The organism is Neorhizobium sp. T25_13 (genome assembly GCF_002968675.1).
Lineage (GTDB): Bacteria > Pseudomonadota > Alphaproteobacteria > Rhizobiales > Rhizobiaceae > Neorhizobium > Neorhizobium tomejilense.
This window is the reverse complement of record NZ_PVBI01000021.1, coordinates 13,305-32,626: the sequence shown is the minus strand read 5'-3', so window position 1 is coordinate 32,626 and position 19,322 is coordinate 13,305. Positions and strand designations below refer to the sequence as shown.

Sequence of the window (19,322 nt, the reverse complement as noted above, 5' to 3'; positions counted from 1 at the left end):
CAATGCAGGTAACCTTAATCGATAACCTGAACAACGGACTCCGTTTGCATTAGCCACCTCTAAAGCTTCTTATAGGTCGTGCAGCGTAGTACTGCGTACGCGCTGCGGCGGTCGGGCTTGGGGGTCGCCCGGCCGCTTTCAGTTTCAGGCAAGGGGCTGGAAAATCAGAAACTTTCCGCCAGTTTCGGCAAATCCTTGATCAGCGAATCCCGTACCACGAAGCTGATCGGCTCGTTTGGGTACCGCTTGGTATCGACCAGCAGCCTTGCAAAGATGACGCGCCGTTCGTCCTTCATGGCCCAGCCGACGAACCAGCCGAGCGGGCGGTCGTAGTCCACCTTGCCGGCCTTGTCGCGCAGCCAGCCGGAACCGGTCTTGCCTTGGATGTCCCAGCCATCGCCGGCCTCGAAATGCGGCACGATCGCCAGCGTCATGTCGACCGCATGTTCGGAGATCGGCAGGCCGCCATTGAGGAAACGGCGCAGGAACTGGACCTGCTGGTCGGCCGAAATCTTCAGCGACGACATCAGCCAGGATTCGGTCAGGCCGTCGGTATTGCCCGGGCCGCCGGAGATATCGCGATTGCCGTAGCCGAAGCGCTGGATGTAGTCCGCGAATTTGGGTTTGCCGAGCTTGCGGGCGATTTCCTGCGAATACCAGACGATCGATTCCTTTTCCCAGATCAGCGGATCGACATCCTTCTTCACCCGCTCCGGTCCCTTGAACTTCGCCTGGTATTTCCAGCGCGGGTTCTGGGCGTCGGTGAGGATGCCGGCGTCGTAGCCCATCATGGCCAAAGGCAGTTTGAAGGTCGACTGGGGATAAAAGCCCTGATCGCAGGTGCCCTCGCGGTAAAGCGCATCGCCGCTCGCCTCGTCGATGATGACGGTGCAGCGGATCGGATCGGCGGCACCAGCAGAGGTGCAATCGAGAAAAGTCGCGGTAATTCCGAGGGAAAATGCGAGAAGAAAAGAATTTCTGAAAGCCATCGCGGTGCTCCAAATGGGGTGACACGGCTTTTCTAGGTCGGCTTGTAAGCCCTAATCAAACGATGATATCTGCGGTCAGGCATAAATCAAATTAGGGCATGGCCATGGTTCGACCATATTTGCCGCTGAACGCGCTGCGGGCCTTCGAGGCGGCCGCGCGGCATCTCTCCTTCACCCGTGCGTCGATCGAGCTCTGCGTCACCCAGGCCGCCGTCAGCCATCAGGTCAAGCTGCTCGAACAGCGGCTCGGCGTGACACTGTTCCGCCGCCTGCCGCGCGGACTGATGATCACCGAGGAAGGGTTGGCGCTGCTGCCGGCGCTGCAGGACAGTTTCGACCGCATGGCCGCGATGCTGGAGCGCTTCGAAGACGGGCATGTGCGCGAGGTGCTGAAGCTCGGCGCGGTCGGCACGCTGGCGGTCGGCTGGCTGCTGCCGCGGCTTTCCGATTTCCGAGAAAAATATCCGTTCATCGATCTGAGGCTTTCCACCAACAACAACCGCGTCGACATCGCCGCCGAGGGACTCGACTACACGATCAAGTTCGGCAACGGCGCGTGGCACGATATCGAGGCGGAACCGCTGTTCGAGGCGCCGCTGTCCGTTCTCTGCATTCCGCCGATCGCAAGACAGCTCAAGACCCCGGAGGACGTCGCGCACCAGGTCCTGCTGCGTTCCTACCGCGCCGACGAATGGCCGGGCTGGTTCGAGGCGGCCCATGTCGCCGCGCCGCAGATCCGCGGACTGGTGTTCGACAGTTCCGTGCTGATGGTCGAGGCGGCGATGCAAGGGGCCGGCGTGGCGCTCGCCCCTCCCCTGATGTTCTCCCGCCAACTTGCCGCCGGCATGATCGAACAGCCGTTTCCGGTCTATATCTCCAAGGGCAGCTACTGGCTGACCAGGCTCAAATCCCGCACCGTGACGCCGGCCATGGAAATGTTCAGGAACTGGCTTGCGCAGCAGGCGGCGGAGACGCGCCGGCAGCTGGAAATCTAGGGTCTTCGGGGTTGCCATCCCGCCTGCCTTGTGCGATCACCCGCCCTCTCAAAAATTCCGGGGCGCCAGAAGCGCCCTTTTCGCATTCGGAACCTGCCGGCGCATCGCCGGGGGTTCCGGTTCAATGATTTTCGATGGGTAAAAGGAGCACGGCGATGGCACGGGCGCTCGGGCTTGATTTCGGCACGACCAATACGGTTCTGGCACTGGCGGATGGCGGCAGCACCACGCATTCGATGCGGTTTTCCAGCAGCGCCGGCGAGAGCGATTCGATGCGCACGGCGCTCTCCTTCATGAAGGATCCGGTGATGGGGGCGCAGGCGCTGAAGGTCGAGGCCGGACAGGCGGCGATCCGCCAGTTCATCGACAATCCCGGCGACTGTCGATTCCTGCAGTCGATCAAGACGTTTGCGGCAAGCGCGCTGTTCCAGGGCACGCTGGTGTTTGCCCGCCGGCACGTCTTCGAGGACCTGATGGAGATTTTCCTGAAGCGCCTGAAGATCTATGCCGAGGACAACTGGCCGACCGACGTGTCGCGGGTGATCGCCGGACGGCCGGTGCATTTCGCCGGCGCCAATCCGGATCCGAAGCTGGCGACCGAACGCTACAACGAAGCGCTGACCCGTCTCGGCTTTCCGGAAATCCACTATGTCTACGAACCGGTCGCGGCCGCCTATTATTTTGCCCAGACGCTGAAGAGCGACGCCACCGTTCTCGTCGCCGATTTCGGCGGCGGCACGACCGACTATTCGCTGATCCGCTTCGAAACCAAGGCCGGCAAGCTGACCGCCACCCCGATCGGCCATTCCGGCGTCGGCGTCGCGGGCGACCATTTCGACTACCGGATGATCGACAACCTGGTGTCCCCGGAAATCGGCAAGGGCAGCAAGTTCAAGAGTTTCGACAAGGTGCTGGACGTGCCGGCCGGCTATTACGTCAATTTCGGCCGCTGGAACCAGCTGTCGATCTTCAAGGCCACGCGCGAATTCGCCGACCTGAAATCGCTGGTGCGCTCGGCGCTGGAGCCGGAAAAGCTCGAACTGTTCGTCGATCTCGTCGACCACGACGAAGGATATCCGCTCTACCAGGCGATTTCGGCGACCAAGATGGCGCTGTCGGGAGCCGAGGAAGCGGAATTCAACTTCGCGCCGCTTGGGCGTGCTGGCCGGAAAATGGTGAAGCGCACCGATTTCGAAGGCTGGATCGCCGAGGACCTCGGCCGTATCGAAGGTGCGCTCGACGAGGTGCTGCAAAAGACCGGCACCGCACCTTCCGAGATCGACAAGGTGTTCCTGACCGGCGGCACCTCCTTCGTGCCAGCCGTTCGGCGGATTTTCACGCAGCGATTCGATGCCGGCAAGATCGAGACCGGCGGCGAACTGCTGTCGATCGCCCACGGCCTGGCGCTGATCGGCGAGAGCGACGATGTCGCGCAATGGGCGGCTTGAGGGCGGCGTACTCCCACTGATCTCCCCCCTTGAGGGGGAGATGTCACCGTAGGTGACAGAGGGGGGTAGCGACGGTGCAGCAAAACATTCGGCCGACGAATGTGCGGAGAGGTCACCCCCCTCTGCCCTGCCGGGCATCTCCCCCTCAAGGGGGGAGATCGGCCAGCCGAGCCCCCTCCGTCCACATGCCAACGCCCGTTCGAGCCCAAAACCGGTTCCCTCTCCCACGCCACATGCTGTAGTGTGAATCAGATGAACCTCGTCAAAGACATGGACGCTCCCGAGCTCGCCGCCCTTCTGCATTTCTATGCGGATGCGGGCGTGGAGTGGCTTGTCGAGGATGAACCGGTGGACCGGTTCGCGCAATTTGCGGCCCAGAAGGCGGCGCAGGCCGATGCCAGGGCGCCCGCGTCTGCCCGGCAGCAGCAGCCGACGAACTATGAGCAGGCGCCGACCTCCCAGGCAGCCGCGGCAACGCCGAAACGTACAGCTCCGACGGCGCGCGCGTCAGCACCTCCACCTGCCTCCGCGCCCGTATCGGTACCGGACGAACAGGCGGTTGCCTCGGCACGGTTTGCGGCCGAAAGCGCCCGTTCGCTCGACGAACTGAAGACGGCGCTCGAGGCCTTCAACGGCTGCAACCTGAAGAACGGCGCTCGCAACACGGTGTTTGCGAGCGGCGATCCCGCCTCCGGCATCATGGTAATCGGCCCGATGCCGAATGCGGACGACGATCGCGACGGCATTCCCTTCTCCGGGCGGCAGGGGCAGTTGCTCGACCGCATGCTCGGGGCGATCGGGCTTTCCCGCGACGGCGTTCTGCTGACCAACGTCATCCCATGGCGGCCGCCGGGCAACCGCATGCCGTCGCAGGCCGAGATGGATATCTGCCGGCCGTTCCTGGAGCGCCAGGTGGCGCTTGCCGAGCCGAAACTCCTGCTGCTCCTCGGCAACTTCCCGGCCCGTTTCTTCTTCGGCGGCAATGGGACGATCCATTCGATGCGTGGCGAATGGCGGGACATCGGTTTCGGCGGCGTGACGCTTTCGGCGATCGCTACCCTGCATCCGCAGGAACTGCTCGCGGCCCCTGCCAACAAGGCGCTCGCCTGGCAGGACCTTTTGATGTTCAAAATGCGTTTGTCGGCGCAGTGATTGCCCGCATTTCAGGCAAATTGAACCCTAATTTCAGCAAAGTTACGGAAATATGAAAAATGCCATGCAACCCGCGCATGGCAGTGCAGCGTTTTGCTGCATTGCAGAATCGATGCTGCATTGCAATATTAGGCCTGTGTCTTGGGAGGAATTCTAGGTTTAAGGAACCAAGGCCAATGACGACCCGCTTCCGCCCGATCCATTCGGGCTTCGAAACTCTTCGCATCGCCGGCCTGTCGCCGCGGTCCACGAAGGGCTATCACCATTTCGGCTCCGCGACGAACGAGCAACTCACCTCCTGCGCCATGGCGCGCCCGGTCGGCGTCACTCGTCCGGCTTCGGTCTTCGCCGATTTCCGCGAACGTTGATCGCGCGACCAAGGAAGCATCAGCCATGACGGCCATCCTCCACCCGATCCGCACCCTGCGTGAGAACTTTTCTCACATCGGCGCTGCCGTGAACGCATCGCGCGAATACAGCCGCGCCGGTGCTGTCCGCGCCTCCAGCGAAGCGGCCAACCCGGTCGCCGCGGCCATCCCGCTTTAAGCATCCGACTTATTCACGTCCCGGGGGTCAAGCCCCGGGCGGCGAAGCCTTGCGCGCCGCCTTCCGCTCGAGCCCCAATTGATGCTCGCGGTAGATGATGAAAATCCCCGCAGATACCGTGATCGCCGTCCCGACCAGCATGGCCGCCGTCGGCACATCCCCGAACAGAACATAGGCGATGCAGATCCCGAGAAGGATCGAGGTGTATTCGAACGGCGCGACCGTCGACACATCCGCATTGCGATAGCTTTCGGTCAGCAAAATCTGGCCGATGCCGCCGCAGAACCCGGAGCCGATCAGGAAAAGCTTCTCCGGCATCGTCAGCTCTGCCCAGCCGAAGGGCAGGCTGAGCAGTGAAAACAGCGCGCCGGACAGCGAGAAATAGAGCACGATCGTCGCCGTCTTCTCGGTGCGTACGAGCTGGCGCGTCTGGATCATCGCAAAGCCGGCCAGCACCGCCGAGAGGATGACGGAGGCGGCGCCCATTGCCTGTTCCGAGCCCATGCCGCCCTGTTCGAACATGGTGAGCTTCGGCCAGGAGATGATCACCACGCCGACCATGCCGACCATGACCGCGCTCCAGCGGTAGATACGCACCGTCTCCTTCAGGAAGATCGCGGCGAAGACGACCGCCAGGAGCGGCGAGGAATAACCGATCGCGATCGCATCCGGCATCGGCAGGTGCACCAGGCCGTAAAAGCCGAAGACCATCGAGAGAATGCCGAGAAAACCGCGTTTCACATGGCCGGTCAGGCTGTTCGTGTGGAAGGCGCCGCGCAACTCGCCTTGGACGGCGAGATAGACCATGATCGGCACGAGCGCGAAGGCGGAACGATAGAAGGTGATCTGGCCTGCCGGGATATCGGGACCTGCGGATTTGATACAGGTCTGCATCATCACGAAGATCACCACGGAGGTGACTTTGAACATGATCCCGCGCAGGGGATTCAGGGCATCGGCGGCCATCAACAACTCATGGGGATTCTTGGGGGATTTTCGGTGGAAATCCAGTCCGCACGGACAGGGCGTTTTGGAGAGGTGATCGGGTGAGATTCAGTTTGACGGCAAAGTAACGGAAAAGTGCCGTGAGGGGGATCAAAACTGATGATAGGTCGATCAATATCCGTGACCTTGTGAAAGATTGCGCGAAATACAGCGGATCAAAATCACGCTTTATTTTAGCCAAAGTTTCAACAATCGTTTAGCATTGCGTGCAATTATCCCCGCGGCGACGGGTGTGTGCCAGTTCGAAGGGGAGTGGTGCGAAGCTCCCGACACCAATTTGAAGAGCCGGTTCAGGAAGCAACATGCGAACAGATACGGGCCAGATCGTTCATCTGGCAGATTACCGCCCCACCGACTTCGTCCTGGAACGCGTCGATCTGACCTTCGAGCTCGACCCAACCAACACCAAGGTTGATGCGCGGCTGATCTTCCACCGGCGCCAAGGTGTCGACCCTTCGGCGCCGCTGGTGCTGGATGGCGACGAACTGACGCTGTCCGGACTGCTGCTCGACCAGAACGAGGTGCCCGCGGCGCAATACGATGCGACGCCGGAAAGCCTGACGATCCGCGACCTGCCGGCCGACGCTCCCTTCGAAATCACCGTCACCACCTTCATCAATCCGGAAGCCAACACCCAGCTGATGGGCCTCTATCGGACCAACGGCATCTACTGCACCCAATGCGAGGCGGAAGGCTTCCGCCGCATCACCTATTTCCCGGACCGGCCGGATGTGCTGGCGCCCTATACGATCACCATCATCGGCGACAAGGCCGCCAACCCGGTCATGCTGTCGAACGGCAATTTCCTCGGCGGCGCCGGCTATGACGAGGGCCGCGCGTTTGCCGCCTGGTTCGACCCGCATCCGAAGCCGAGCTATCTCTTCGCGCTGGTCGCCGGCGATCTCGGCGTGGTCGAGGACACGTTCGTCACCATGTCCGAGCGCGAGGTGACGCTGAAGATCTATGTGGAGCACGGCAAGGAGGCACGCGCGGCCTATGCCATGGACGCGCTGAAGCGCTCGATGAAGTGGGACGAGGAACGGTTCGGCCGCGAATACGACCTCGACATCTTCATGATCGTCGCCGTGTCGGACTTCAACATGGGGGCCATGGAGAACAAGGGCCTCAACGTCTTCAACGACAAATACGTGCTCGCCGACCCGGAAACCGCGACGGACCAGGACTACGCCAATATCGAGGCGATCATCGCCCACGAATATTTCCACAACTGGACCGGCAACCGCATCACCTGCCGCGACTGGTTCCAGCTCTGCCTCAAGGAAGGCCTGACGGTCTATCGCGACCACGAGTTTTCCGCCGACCAGCGTTCGCGCGCGGTGAAGCGCATTGCCGAGGTGCGGCACCTGAAATCGGAGCAGTTCCCGGAAGACGCCGGCCCGCTCGCGCATCCGGTCCGCCCGACCAAATATCGCGAAATCAACAACTTCTACACGACCACCGTCTACGAAAAGGGCTCGGAAGTCACCCGCATGATCGCCACGCTTCTCGGCCGTGACGACTTCAAGGCGGGCATGGACCTCTATTTCGAGCGCCACGACGGGCAGGCCGCGACGGTCGAGGATTTCGTCAAGTCGTTCGAGGACGCGAGCGGACGCGACCTTACGCAGTTCTCGCTCTGGTACCACCAGGCAGGTACGCCTCTGGTCACGGTGTCGAGCGACTACGACCAGGCAAGCGGCACCTTCAAGCTGTCACTCGAGCAGATGATCCCGGCGACCCCCGGCCAGACGGCCAAGGAGCCGATGCACATCCCGCTCTCCTTCGCGCTCATCCTCGACAACGGCTCGGCGGCAGTGCCGACCAAGGTCGCGGGCGGCGAAGTCACCGGCGAAGTGCTGCATTTGACCGAGCGCCGGCAGACCTTCACCTTCTCGGGCGTTTCCTCCCGTCCCGTCCTGTCGCTCAACCGTTCGTTCTCGGCGCCGATCAACCTGCATCTCGACCAGACGCCGGCCGATCTTGCCCATATCGCCCGCCACGACACCGACCTCTTCGCCCGCTGGCAGGCGCTGACCGATCTTGCCCTGCCGAACCTGATGCAGGCGGCGCGCAACGCGCGGGACGGCAAAAAAATCACCTGCGACCCGTCTTTCGTCGCGGCCCTTCTGGAAGCCGCCGGCGACGAGACCTTGGAACCCGCCTTCCGCGCCCAGGCGCTGACGCTGCCGAGCGAGGCCGACATTGCCCGCGAACTCGGCGGCAACAACGACCCGGATGCGATCCATGCGGGCCGCAACGCCATTCTTTCGGAAATTGCCAAGGCCGGCATCAGGACCTTCCTGCGCCTGTTCGAGGACATGAAGGTCAAGGGTGCCTTTACACCGGATGCGGCAAGCGCGGGCAAGCGCTCGCTGCGCAACACCGCGTTGTCCTACCTGACCTACGCGGAAGGAACACCGGCCCGCGCGGCCGCAGCCTTCGCATCCGCCGACAACATGACCGATCTCGCCCAGGCGCTGGCGGTGCTCGCCCATCGTTTCCCGGACGCGCCGGAAACGACAGACGCGCTCGCCACGTTCCTCGCGCGCTTCGACGGCAACGCTCTTGTCGTCGACAAGTGGTTCTCGGCCCAAGCGACCATTCCGGGTGCGGGCGCGCTTGCCCGCGTCAGGGCGCTGATGGAAAACCCACGCTTCATCGCCAGCAATCCGAACCGGGTGCGCTCGCTGATCGGCACGTTCGCCTTCGGCAATCCGACCGGCTTCAACCGCGTCGATGGCGAAGGTTACCGGTTCCTGGCCGAGCAGATCCTGGCGATCGATCCGCGCAATCCGCAGCTTGCGGCCCGAATCCTGACCTCGATGCGTTCGTGGCGGTCGCTGGAACCCCAGCGCGCCGACCATGCCCGCGCGGCGTTGACCACGATCGAACAGGCTGCAACGCTTTCGACCGACGTGCGAGACATCGTCGAGCGGATGCTGAAAGGCTGAACCTGAGGCGCCGGCTTCAAGCGCCGGCGCATTTTTCCAGGAAGCGGGAAACCAGCGAGCGGCAATAGTCGGTCGTCAGCTCGCGATCGCCGAACAGGATGTGGTAGATGATCGGCGCGACGACGACGTCGATTGCTTCGCCTACGTCGAAGCCCGTCTCGCCCCTCGTCAAGGCGCGCTCGCGCAACGTCTCCAGGTGATCGTAGGTAAACTGGCAGCAGCGGCCCGCCGCGGCGCCTTCCATGCTGCCAAGCACGTCCGCCAGCATCGAGCGTCCGACCTTCGACGACATCTCCTCCGCATATTGAAGAATGAAGGTTTCGAGATCGGACCCCATCGCCCCGGTATCTTCCGGGTCGGCGACCGGGCGCATGCGCGCGACCGCGACATCCGCCAGGAGTTCGGACAGATCGCCCCAGCGGCGATAGATGGTCGACGGCGTCACGCCGGATCTTTCCGCAATCATCGGCACGGTGATCTCGCCGCGATCCATGGTCTTCAGCATATCCCGTACCGTGCGATGCACCTCGGACTGTATGCGGGCACTGCGCCCACCCTGGCGCACCATTTCCCTGGCCAATCTGTTCTCCTTGCCGGCACGTGCCGGAGATATGAAATTCCTTAACGCAAAGATATTGCATTAATCCGGCAATGCAACTACATCCGGCTAACGCTAAGAATTTGCGTTAAGGTGAACCGCCATGAGCAGCATCCTCCCCTCGCCCAATTCCCCGTCCGCTTTCCGGATGACAGTCTACAGTTTCATATTCGCGATGCTGATCTCCGCGACCAGCAGCGCACCGACGCCGCTCTACCATCTCTACCAGGAACTTTTTCATCTCTCGCCGGCGATGATCACCCTGATCTTCGGTTCCTATTCCTTCGCGCTGCTCGCAGCGCTTCTGACCGTCGGCGGGCTTTCGGACTATCTCGGGCGCCGCCCGCTGATCCTGCTGGCACTGATCTTCAACGCCGCGGCGCTGATCGTCTTCATGCTGGCTGAATCGGGCACGATGCTGCTCATCGGCCGTATCGTCCAGGGTTTCGCGACTGGCATCGCCTTCCCGACCTTCGGGGCGACGATCCTCGATACCGACAAGCGCCGGGGGCCGACGCTCAACAGCATCACCGCCTTTCTCGGCCTGATGGTCGGCACGCTTGCCGGCGGCACGCTCGTCGCCTTCGCACCCGCGCCGACGCACCTCATCTATGCGCTTCTTTTCATCGTGACGGTGGCCGGCATCATCGCGCTTGCCTTCATGCCGGAGACCATCACCGGACGGCCGGGCGCGCTCGCCGCCATGCGCCCGCATATCAGCGTACCGCGGCGGGCCCGCGCGACGCTTCTGAAGGTCACGCCGGTCAATATCGCCGGCTGGGCGCTCGCGGGCTTCTATCTGTCGCTGATGCCGACGTTGGTCGCCGTTGCGACCGGCGTCACCTCACCGTTCGTCGGCGGCACGGTCGTCGCCACGCTGATGCTCAGCGCTACAGCCTCGGTCTTCATCTTCCGCACATGGGCGCCACAGCGGGTTCTCTTCACCGGCGGGTCCACGCTGATAATCGGCGTCCTGATCACGCTCTCCGGCGTATACCTCGAGGCCGTCGGGCTTCTCTTCCTCGGCACGGCGGCCGCCGGTCTCGGCTTCGGATCGATCTTCTCGAACATTCTGAAGGTCGTCCTGCCGCTTGCCGAAAGCCACGAACGCGCCGGCCTGTTCGCAGCCTTCCTGGTCGAGAGCTACCTCGCGTTCTCGATCCCCGCGATAGCGGCCGGACTGATCGCCCCTACGCTCGGCCTCTCCAATGCCGCGTATATCTATGGCGGTGCAATCATCACGCTGGCGGTGATTTCGATCGCGGCCACACGCACCAACCTTTCCGAAAGCCCGGCCGTCTCCTGAGACGGCCGGTTTGCCGCCCTCGCTGGACTCTTCCGATTCGCAATTGAATCAAATTGTTAAAAAAATCTTAGCAAGCCTCTGGACACGAAGAATCACTAGTGATTCATTAAGGCAGATTCGGGCGAGCGGCGCGCCGAATCACCATGAGGGATACCATGAAAACCATGTCGGACGTGCGGCGGGCAACCGCGGCCGAGGGGCGGCTGCGTCTAAAATTTCCAAGCCTTGGAAGTTTGCGGCGGGTCATCCCGGATGAGGCCCGGCTCTCCGTCAAGCCCATCGCGCGGCAGATGCCGCGGGTGGAACTCGTTCTCAAGCGTTCGATCCCCCTTCTTATCATCGCCTTCCTCACCGTCGTTGCCGCGTCGCGCATTCTCGGCATCGTCTCCGAATACACGCGGATGGAAGATGCCGCACGGCAGGCAACCGCGCTGATGGCAGCCGCGGCGAGTGCTGCCTTCTCAGGCGACGCAACGGCACTCATCGGTCGGGACCGCGCCGCCGCGGAAGAACGCCTTGGGACCTTTCTGCCGCAGGAACGCCTGGAGGCCGAGGCCTTCTTCCTCTTCGTCGACGAAACCGGCCGGATCTTCGGCGGGACCAAGCAGGCCGCCAGCTATGTCGGCCGGCGCCTGACCTCCGTCCTGCCGGAAACTGCGGCACTGCGGCGATTCGGCGACGAGAGCGGCGTGATCGAGACCTATTTCGGCGAAGTTCCGCACTATGCGGCCATCGAGATGGTCGGCAGCGAAGGTGTGCTGATCGTGGCCGCCTATTCGCTGGAGCGCATTAATCTGGCGTGGCGTCACGACGTCTCCCTCAACGTCACGCTCTTCACCGGCATTTCGGCGATCCTGCTGGTCATCCTCTACGCCTATTACATGCAGGTGAAACGCGCTCGCGAGGCCGACGAAACCTTCGTCGAATCCAACCTGCGCATCGAGACGGCGCTGTCGCGCGGCCGTTGCGGGCTTTGGGATTTCGACGTCAGCAACCGGCGCTTGTTCTGGTCCGGATCGATGTACGAGATGCTCGGCCTGCCGCCTGCCGGCAACGTGATCTCGTTTACCGATGCCGCACGGATGATGCATCCGACCGACGGCAATATCTATGCGCTCGCCCGCGCCATCAGCCGCGGCAATGCCAAGCAGGTCGACCAGGTTTTTCGCATGCGCCATGCGGCTGGCCATTACGTCTGGATGCGCGCCCGCGCCCAACTGGTGAAGACCAGTCAGGGGCGTACCCACGTCATCGGCATCGCCATGGACGTCACGGAGCAGCACCGCCTTGCCCAGCGTTATGCGGAAGCCGACCAGCGTCTTGCGGACGCGATCGAATGCACGTCCGAAGCCTTCGTTCTCTGGGACAAGAACGACCGCCTGGTGATGTGCAACACCCATTTCCAGCAGGCTTACGGCCTGCCCGACAGCGTGCTGGTGCCCGGCACCGAGCGTCACGCCGTCAACGCCGCCGCAGCGCGCCCTGTCATCGAGCGCCGTGTCGCCGATCCGGACGGCAGCGGCCTTTCGCGCACCACGGAAGTGCAGCTCGCCGACGAGCGCTGGCTGCAGATCAACGAGCGCCGCACCCGCGACGGCGGCTTGGTCTCGGTCGGCACCGACATCACGCTGCTGAAGCGCCACCAGGAACGGCTGCGCGACAGCGAGCGCCGGCTGATGGCGACGATCGGCGACCTCTCCTCCTCGCAGAAGAAACTGGAGCGCCAGAAATCCGAGCTTTCGATCGCCAATGCCAATTATCAGGCGGAAAAGGACCGTGCGGAGGCCGCCAACAAGGCCAAGTCGGAATTCCTCGCCAACATGTCGCACGAACTCAGGACCCCGCTCAACGCGATCCTCGGCTTCTCGGAAATCCTGACGAACGGCATGTTCGGACCGCTCGGCTCGCCGAAATATTCGGAATATTCCAAGGACATCCACGACAGCGGCAAACATCTCCTCAACGTCATCAACGACATCCTCGACATGTCGAAGATCGAGGCCGGCCACATGCGCATCCAGTGCGAGGCGGTCGACCTGAAGCCGCTGATCGAGGAAAGCCTGCGCCTCACCTCGATCTCGGCCCAGGACAAGCAGATCGCCATCCATCAGCGCCTGTGTGACAGCCTCAACATGGTGGCCGATCGCCGCGCATTGAAGCAGGTGATGCTCAACATCCTCTCCAACGCGGTCAAGTTCACCAACCACGGCGGCAGGATTGAACTGCGTGCCCGCAAGATGGAAAAAGGGGTGCTGCTGACGATCGCCGATACCGGCATCGGCATTCCGATGGACGCGCTCAACAAGATCGGCCAGCCGTTCGAGCAGGTGCAGAGCCAATATGCCAAGAGCAAGGGCGGTTCGGGATTGGGACTTGCCATTTCCCGCTCGCTGATCGGCCTGCACGGCGGCAAGATGCGGATTCGTTCAAGGGTCGGCGAAGGCACGGTCGTCTCGCTGCTTATCCCTGACCAGCCGATGCTGGTCGGTCGCAAGCGGGTGGCGTGAATTGAACCGAGGGCTTTGCCTTCATCGCGCCCCGGGCCTTCTGCCACGAAGGTTCAATCGTGCGGCAACCGCCAACAAAATCTTCGGCCTTACATATGGGCGATCTTGTTCTCAACTTCGGTCAATCTCGAACTGACCTCTTCGGCGAGGCGAGACGCATGTGAAGCGTCCTGCAAGGCGGTCAAAACTTCGTTGTACTGGCCCACGACATCGATTTGGGTTCGGCTAAGGTCACGAGCACGGTCATCGAGGAGTCTCTCGGTTTCTTCTATTCTCGAAGAGATTGCCTCGAGCCTGCCCGATGTCTCACTGTGCTGCCGAAGTGCGAGCTCGTGCAAGGTATTCATCTTGCGATTGAGCTTAGTAATTTCCGTCTCAACCGAACCGAATTTTTCAATGGCGGCTTCAACCATGCCCAACGTTCTTTTTTGACCATTGAACATCGCTTCCATCAGCGCCAGCAATTTTGTCTCTTCGTTTTCACTCACTTCGAAAATCCTCTACTCCTTCTCAATATGGCATCCTCGCGTGTAAAGAACAAGGAAGTGGCCGATGCAGCGGGCGCTAGGGAGGCATCTCCGGCGTTGCAGTGGAGCTATTATTGTTAGTTGTGTTGGCGGTTGCTGCCAAATACCGGGCAAATGCGCCCCGTCACTTTGCTACAACGGTCTGAAATACCGCCCGCACCGCCTTCGAGAGCCGCTTTACCTCGCCCTCCAGCGTGCGGATATCCGGGCAATCCCCTGCCCGGCAGACGCGCTCGACGAGCCCTGCGGGCGCCTCGCCCGGATCGAACGGTCCGTCGACGCAGAGACGGACGATCTGCGAAAGCTCGGTGAAAAGCCGTAAGGCCTCAACGCAGATATCAAGATCGGCCGGCTTCATCAGCGTTTCGCCGAGCGCCTTCAGGGCTTCTTCCGTGCTGAAACCATAGGTATCGAGCGTCACGCCTCTGGCCGGCGCTACCAGCCGCAGATACTGGGCGACGAACTCGATATCGATCAGGCCGCCGGGAACCAGCTTGAAATCCCAGATATCGCGCGGCGGCTTTTCCTTCTCGATCAGCTCCCGCATCTCGGCCACGTCCTTGGCGATCCTGGCGATATCGGGCTTGGTCGACAGCACTTCGCGGATCAGGCCCTTTGCCTCGTCGACAAGGCTTTCCTCGCCGCAGATCAGTCGGGCGCGGGTGAGCGCCATGTGTTCCCAGGTCCAGGCCTCCTGGCGCTGATATTTGCCGAACGCGTTGATGCGGGTGGCGACCGGCCCCTTGTTGCCCGACGGCCTCAAGCGCAGATCGACCTCGAAGATCACCCCCTCGGCCATCGGCGCCGAAAGCGCTGCGACCAGCCGCTGCGTCAGGCGGGTAAAATAGCGGCTGGAATCGAGCGGCTTGGCGCCCTCGCTTTCCATCGCCTCGCTATCGTAATCGTAGAGAAGGATGAGATCGACGTCGGAACCGGCAGTCAGTTCGAAACTGCCAAGCTTGCCCATGCCCATGACGGCGACGCGGCCGCCCGGATAGAGGCCATGGGCGCTGCGGATCTCCGCCGTCACCGCCTTCAGCGCGGCGTCGATCAGGAGGTCGGCGAGATGGGTGAAGGCACGTGCCGCCTGGGCACCCGAGATCGCCCCCGTCAGCAGCCGGATGCCGATCAGGAAACGCTGCTCGGCGGCAAAGATGCGCAGCCGGTCGAGCTTTTCCTCGTAGTGCCGGCCGGCGGTCAGGAATGCCGCCAGGCGATAGGAGAGATAGTCGCGGGTCGGCAGTTCGGCCATCAGACCGGGATCCAGCATGCCGTCGAAGACATGCGGCTTGGAGGCGATGATGTCGGCAAGCCGCGGCGCCGAGGACATGATCGTGACGATCAGCGCCAGAAGCGGCGGATTGTTGCCGATCAGCGAAAAGAGCTGGATGCCGGCCGGCAGCCCCCTCAGAAAACTGTCGAACCGCAGCAGCGCCTCGTCGGCACGTTTGCTCTCGCCGAATGCCATCAGCAGCGCCGGCATCAGCTCGGTCAGCCGCTCGCGCGCCTCGGCCGATTGGGTGGCGCGATAGCGGCCGTAGTGCCAGGTGCGGATAACGCGGGAAATGTCTGCCGGGCGCTCGAAGCCGAGCGAGGCGAGCGTCTTCAGCGTGCCCGGATCGTCCTGCTGGCCGGTGAAGACGAGATTGCCGTCGCCGCCGGACAGTTTTGCCTCCTGTTCGAACAGCCGGGCATAACGTTTTTCGACGGTCTTCAGCGCATGTTCCAACCTGGCGGAAAAGCTGGCGGTGTCGGCAAAACCGAGCATGAAGGCGATACGCTTCAGTTCGGGCTCGGTTTGCGGCAGGTTATGGGTCTGTTCGTCGTGGACCATCTGGATTCGGTGTTCGACATCGCGCAGGAACCAGTAGGCCTCGGTCAATTCGGCGGCGATGTCAGGCGCGATCCACCGCGCCTCGGCGAGCGCCTTCAGCGCCGTTTCCGTTTCGCGCGCCCGCAGGGGCGGCATGCGGCCGCCGGCAATCAGCTGCTGGGTCTGGGCGAAGAACTCGATCTCGCGGATGCCGCCACGGCCGAGTTTGACGTCATGGCCCTTCACGGCGATCGCGCCGTGGCCCTTGTGGACGTGGATCTGCCGCTTGATCGAATGGATGTCGGCGATCGCCGCATAATCGAGATATTTGCGAAACACGAAGGGGGTGAGCAGCCGCATGAAATTTTCGCCGGCCGCGATATCGCCGGCAATCGGCCGCGCCTTGATGAAGGCCGCCCGCTCCCAGTTCTGGCCGCGGCCCTCGTAGTAGATCAGCGCCGCATCGAGCGAGACGGCGAGCGGCGTCGAGCCGGGATCCGGGCGCAGGCGCAGGTCGGTGCGGAACACGTAGCCGTCTGCCGTGCGTTCCTGCAGGATGCGGATCAGCCGCCGCATCATCCGCCCGTAGACTTCCGACCCGTCGAGCGGATCGGCAAGGATGCCCGTTTCAGGGTCGAAGAAGACGACGATATCGATATCGGAGGAATAGTTGAGCTCGCGGCCGCCGAGCTTGCCCATGCCGAGTACGATCAGGCCCGAGTCCATGCTCGGTTCTTCGAGGTCGGCGAGCTTCAGTTTGCCGCTCTCATGACCGGCGGCCAGAAGGTGGTCGATCGCCGCCGCGACGGAGGCTTCGGCAAACAGGCTCAGCCAACGCGTCGTGTCCCTGGCGGAAAAGATACGGGCGAGATCGGCGAGCGCAACGAGGAAGCTCAAGGCCCGCTTGCCGGCCCGCAACGCGGCCATCACCTCGTTTTCGGATGGCGCCTTGCCATCCTTCTTCTGCCAGGCCCGGCGGGCCGTATCCACCAGACGCTCCAGCGTCGGCTCCAGCGGCTCGGTGATTGCGATCGTCAAAAGCCTTGGCGTGATGACCGCAGTATCGCGCAGGTAAGGCGAGAGGGTGAAGGCAGCGACGATGAAATCCTTAAGCGCGCTGTCCTTTCCAAGCAGTTCCGCCACCGAAGGCTCGGACTTGCCGATATCCTTCAAGGCTGCCATCGCCGCCTTGGTTTCCGTCTGGTTCAGCGGGCGGATCACCTCCGCCTTCACCGTATCGAGCCGATTTCCGGTCTCCGACACTGGCACCTCCCGTGATTCTTCCCTGGCGAAACTTAGGGCTTCGGCACGGGAAAGACCATGGTGACCGTCAGGCCAGGTGCTGCGGCATTCGTCTCGTCGGTGGCGGAGAATTCCAGCGAGCCACCATGCAGTTCCATCACCGCTTCGACCAGCGAGAGGCCGAGGCCGGTGCCAGGTTTGGAACGACTTTCGTCCAGGCGAAAGAACCGCTTGGTCACCTCGGCCCGCTTGTTGGCCGGGATGCCGGGGCCGTTGTCGCAGACGGAGAGCCTGAGCGTGCCGTCGCTCCTGGCGAGCTTCACGCCGATCTTCGGCGTCTGGCTTCCCTCGGAAGCATATTTGATCGCATTGTCGAGGAGATTGAAGATCGCCTGGCCGATGAGCTCCCGGTTGCCGGTGACGACGAGACCCGGTTCGAGTTCGGTGCTGAGCGAAAGACCCGCCTCCTCCGCCGCCGGCTCGTAGAGCTCGGCGCTGTCGGCGGAGATCGCCGACAGATCGACATCGGACATTTCCGCGGCGATCGAGCCCGCCTCGACACGGGAGATCATCAGCAGGGCGTTGAAGGTGCGGATAAGCTGGTCGGACTCTGCGATGATGCCTTCGAGGGCTGTCCGGCGCACGTCCGCACGATCCTCGCCCAGCGCATCGGCCGCCTTGTTGCGCAATCTCGTCAGCGGCGTCTTGAGATCATGGGCGATGTTGTCGGAGACCTGGCGCAGACCCTCGTTCAGCTTCTCGATGCGTCCGAGCATGGCGTTCAGCGAATCCGACAGCCGGTCGAATTCGTCCCCGGACTTGCCGACCGGCAGGCGCTGCGAAAGGTCACCCGCCATGATCTTCTGGCTCGCCGCCGACATGCGGTCGATGCGTTTCAACGCATTGCGGCCGATGCCGAACCAGATCACCAGCGCACCAACGCCCATGATGGCCAGCGCCACCATTAGCGCCCGACGCACGATGCCGCGGAACCGGCTCGGGTCGCCGAGATCGCGGCCGACCAGCAGCCGCAGACCGTTGTCGAGGCGGATGACGTTGGCGATCGCCAGATGCCGGCCGCGGCGATCCACTTCCGTATAGGGTTCATAGGTGAAGGGAATGTCCGTCCAGCCCTGCTCGTCGAGCACGCCGGGCTGCACCGCGGCGACGTTGCCGGCGAGCATTTCGCCGTTGGGACCGGCAATCACATAGAGATTGGCACCCGGCTGGCGGGCACGCCGCTCCATCATCCGCAGGAGCAGGCTGACGCCGCCCCGTTCATAGGCGCGCTGTATCTCCTGCACTTCCTCCTGCAGCGACTGGCGCGTCTGCTGCGCCAGCAGCCGTTCGGACATCGCCGTCACGTAAATGACCAGGAAGGCAGCACACAAGGCGAAGAGCAGGATATAGAGCGCCGACAGCCGCACGGCCGTCGAGCGGAACATCAGGCGGGCGCGTGCCAGCAACTCGGCTTACCCCTCGTCCTTGATCATGTAACCGGCGCCGCGGATCGTCTTCAGAAGCGGCTTTTCGAAATCCTTCTCGATCTTCGATCTCAGCCGCGAGACATGCACGTCGATGACATTGGTCTGGGGATCGAAGTGATAGTCCCAGACGTTTTCGAGCAGCATGGTGCGGGTCACCACCTGGCCGGCGTTCTTCATCAGATATTCGAGCAGGCGGAATTCGCGTGGCTGTAGCAGCACTTCCTTGCCGGCGCGCTTCACTTCGTGCGACAGCCTATCAAGCTCCAGGTCGCCGACCCGGTAGACCATGTCCTGTTCAGGCGTCCCCTTGCGGCGGCCAAGCACCTCGACGCGGGCGAGAAGCTCGGAGAAGGCGTAGGGCTTCGGCAGATAGTCGTCGCCGCCGGCGCGCAGGCCGGTCACGCGGTCGTCCACCTGGCCGAGCGCCGAAAGGATCAGCACAGGCGCATTGACGCCGCGCTTTCTCAGTTCGCTGATGACGGACAGCCCGTCGCGGCGCGGCAGCATGCGGTCGATGACCATCACGTCGTAGGAATTCTCGGTCCCCATGAACAGGCCGCTCTCGCCGTCGCTTGCATGGTCGACCACTATCCCGGCCTCGCGAAAGGCCTTGGTCATGTAGGCTGCCGCCTCCAAGTCGTCTTCTATCACCAGAATCTTCATGTGCGGGACAATAGCGTCCGCGCCTGTCTTTGCACTACGGGAATCTGCGGTGCCGGCAGAATATCGGGTATCCGTCTCCATCACTCGCTCCAT

At 62.7% G+C, this 19,322-nt stretch carries 15 protein-coding genes; 8 read left to right on the top strand and 7 right to left on the bottom strand.

Going from position 1 to position 19,322, the window contains the following annotated elements; genetic code table 11:
• Positions 1-164 precede the first annotated feature (164 nt).
• The gene (gene blaOXA, locus C5J22_RS28685; RefSeq protein ID WP_105441026.1) at positions 165-989 is read right to left on the bottom strand and encodes a class D beta-lactamase; all 825 of its coding nucleotides are present in this window, start codon (positions 987-989) and stop codon (positions 165-167) included.
• A 104-nt stretch (positions 990-1,093) separates the two neighbouring features.
• On the opposite strand from blaOXA, the gene C5J22_RS28680 reads away from it, so the two are divergent.
• The 5 genes from C5J22_RS28680 (at position 1,094) to C5J22_RS31410 (ending at position 5,130) form a co-directional block, all read left to right on the top strand.
• Positions 1,094-1,984, top strand: a complete 891-nt coding sequence (locus C5J22_RS28680; protein WP_105441047.1) for a LysR family transcriptional regulator — start codon at positions 1,094-1,096, stop codon at positions 1,982-1,984.
• Between the two features lie 155 nt (positions 1,985-2,139).
• Positions 2,140-3,432: an Hsp70 family protein gene (locus tag C5J22_RS28675; protein WP_105441025.1), complete on the top strand. Its 1,293-nt coding sequence runs from the start codon at positions 2,140-2,142 to the stop codon at positions 3,430-3,432.
• 252 nt (positions 3,433-3,684) lie between these two features.
• The gene (locus tag C5J22_RS28665; protein ID WP_105441046.1) at positions 3,685-4,584 is read left to right on the top strand and encodes a uracil-DNA glycosylase family protein; all 900 of its coding nucleotides are present in this window, start codon (positions 3,685-3,687) and stop codon (positions 4,582-4,584) included.
• A 176-nt stretch (positions 4,585-4,760) separates the two neighbouring features.
• Positions 4,761-4,952 carry a hypothetical protein gene (locus tag C5J22_RS28660; RefSeq protein WP_037080985.1) on the top strand — a complete coding sequence of 64 codons (192 nt, stop codon included), beginning with the start codon at positions 4,761-4,763 and terminating at the stop codon, positions 4,950-4,952.
• A 25-nt stretch (positions 4,953-4,977) separates the two neighbouring features.
• Positions 4,978-5,130 carry a hypothetical protein gene (locus C5J22_RS31410; protein WP_172746810.1) on the top strand — a complete coding sequence of 51 codons (153 nt, stop codon included), beginning with the start codon at positions 4,978-4,980 and terminating at the stop codon, positions 5,128-5,130.
• Positions 5,131-5,157: 27 nt separating this feature from the next.
• Here the strand turns inward: C5J22_RS31410 and C5J22_RS28655 are convergent, their stop codons facing one another.
• Positions 5,158-6,096, bottom strand: coding sequence for a DMT family transporter (locus C5J22_RS28655; protein ID WP_105441023.1), 939 nt, complete (start codon positions 6,094-6,096; stop codon positions 5,158-5,160).
• Between the two features lie 341 nt (positions 6,097-6,437).
• On the opposite strand from C5J22_RS28655, the gene pepN reads away from it, so the two are divergent.
• Positions 6,438-9,086, top strand: a complete 2,649-nt coding sequence (gene pepN, locus C5J22_RS28650; protein ID WP_105441022.1) for an aminopeptidase N — start codon at positions 6,438-6,440, stop codon at positions 9,084-9,086.
• Positions 9,087-9,102: 16 nt separating this feature from the next.
• Here pepN and C5J22_RS28645 read toward each other — a convergent pair whose 3' ends face one another.
• Entirely contained in the window at positions 9,103-9,666 is a 564-nt protein-coding gene (locus C5J22_RS28645; RefSeq protein WP_105441021.1) for a TetR/AcrR family transcriptional regulator, read from the bottom strand.
• Positions 9,667-9,787: 121 nt separating this feature from the next.
• On the opposite strand from C5J22_RS28645, the gene C5J22_RS28640 reads away from it, so the two are divergent.
• Together C5J22_RS28640 and C5J22_RS28635 are read left to right on the top strand one after the other, a co-directional pair.
• Entirely contained in the window at positions 9,788-10,990 is a 1,203-nt protein-coding gene (locus C5J22_RS28640; protein ID WP_105441020.1) for an MFS transporter, read from the top strand.
• 164 nt (positions 10,991-11,154) lie between these two features.
• Positions 11,155-13,497: a PAS domain-containing sensor histidine kinase gene (locus tag C5J22_RS28635; RefSeq protein ID WP_105441045.1), complete on the top strand. Its 2,343-nt coding sequence runs from the start codon at positions 11,155-11,157 to the stop codon at positions 13,495-13,497.
• 89 nt (positions 13,498-13,586) lie between these two features.
• Here the strand turns inward: C5J22_RS28635 and C5J22_RS28630 are convergent, their stop codons facing one another.
• The 4 genes from C5J22_RS28630 to C5J22_RS28615 form a co-directional block, all read right to left on the bottom strand.
• Positions 13,587-13,985, bottom strand: coding sequence for a hypothetical protein (locus C5J22_RS28630; protein WP_105441019.1), 399 nt, complete (start codon positions 13,983-13,985; stop codon positions 13,587-13,589).
• Between the two features lie 163 nt (positions 13,986-14,148).
• The gene (locus C5J22_RS28625; RefSeq protein WP_105441018.1) at positions 14,149-17,100 is read right to left on the bottom strand and encodes a bifunctional [glutamine synthetase] adenylyltransferase/[glutamine synthetase]-adenylyl-L-tyrosine phosphorylase; all 2,952 of its coding nucleotides are present in this window, start codon (positions 17,098-17,100) and stop codon (positions 14,149-14,151) included.
• Positions 17,101-17,132: 32 nt separating this feature from the next.
• Complete coding sequence (locus tag C5J22_RS28620) at positions 17,133-18,524, bottom strand: ATP-binding protein (RefSeq protein ID WP_172746812.1); 1,392 nt, start codon at positions 18,522-18,524, stop codon at positions 17,133-17,135.
• 27 nt (positions 18,525-18,551) lie between these two features.
• On the bottom strand, positions 18,552-19,229 hold the full coding sequence (locus C5J22_RS28615) for a response regulator transcription factor (RefSeq protein ID WP_046628356.1): 678 nt from the start codon (positions 19,227-19,229) through the stop codon (positions 18,552-18,554).
• Positions 19,230-19,322: the final 93 nt, after the last annotated feature.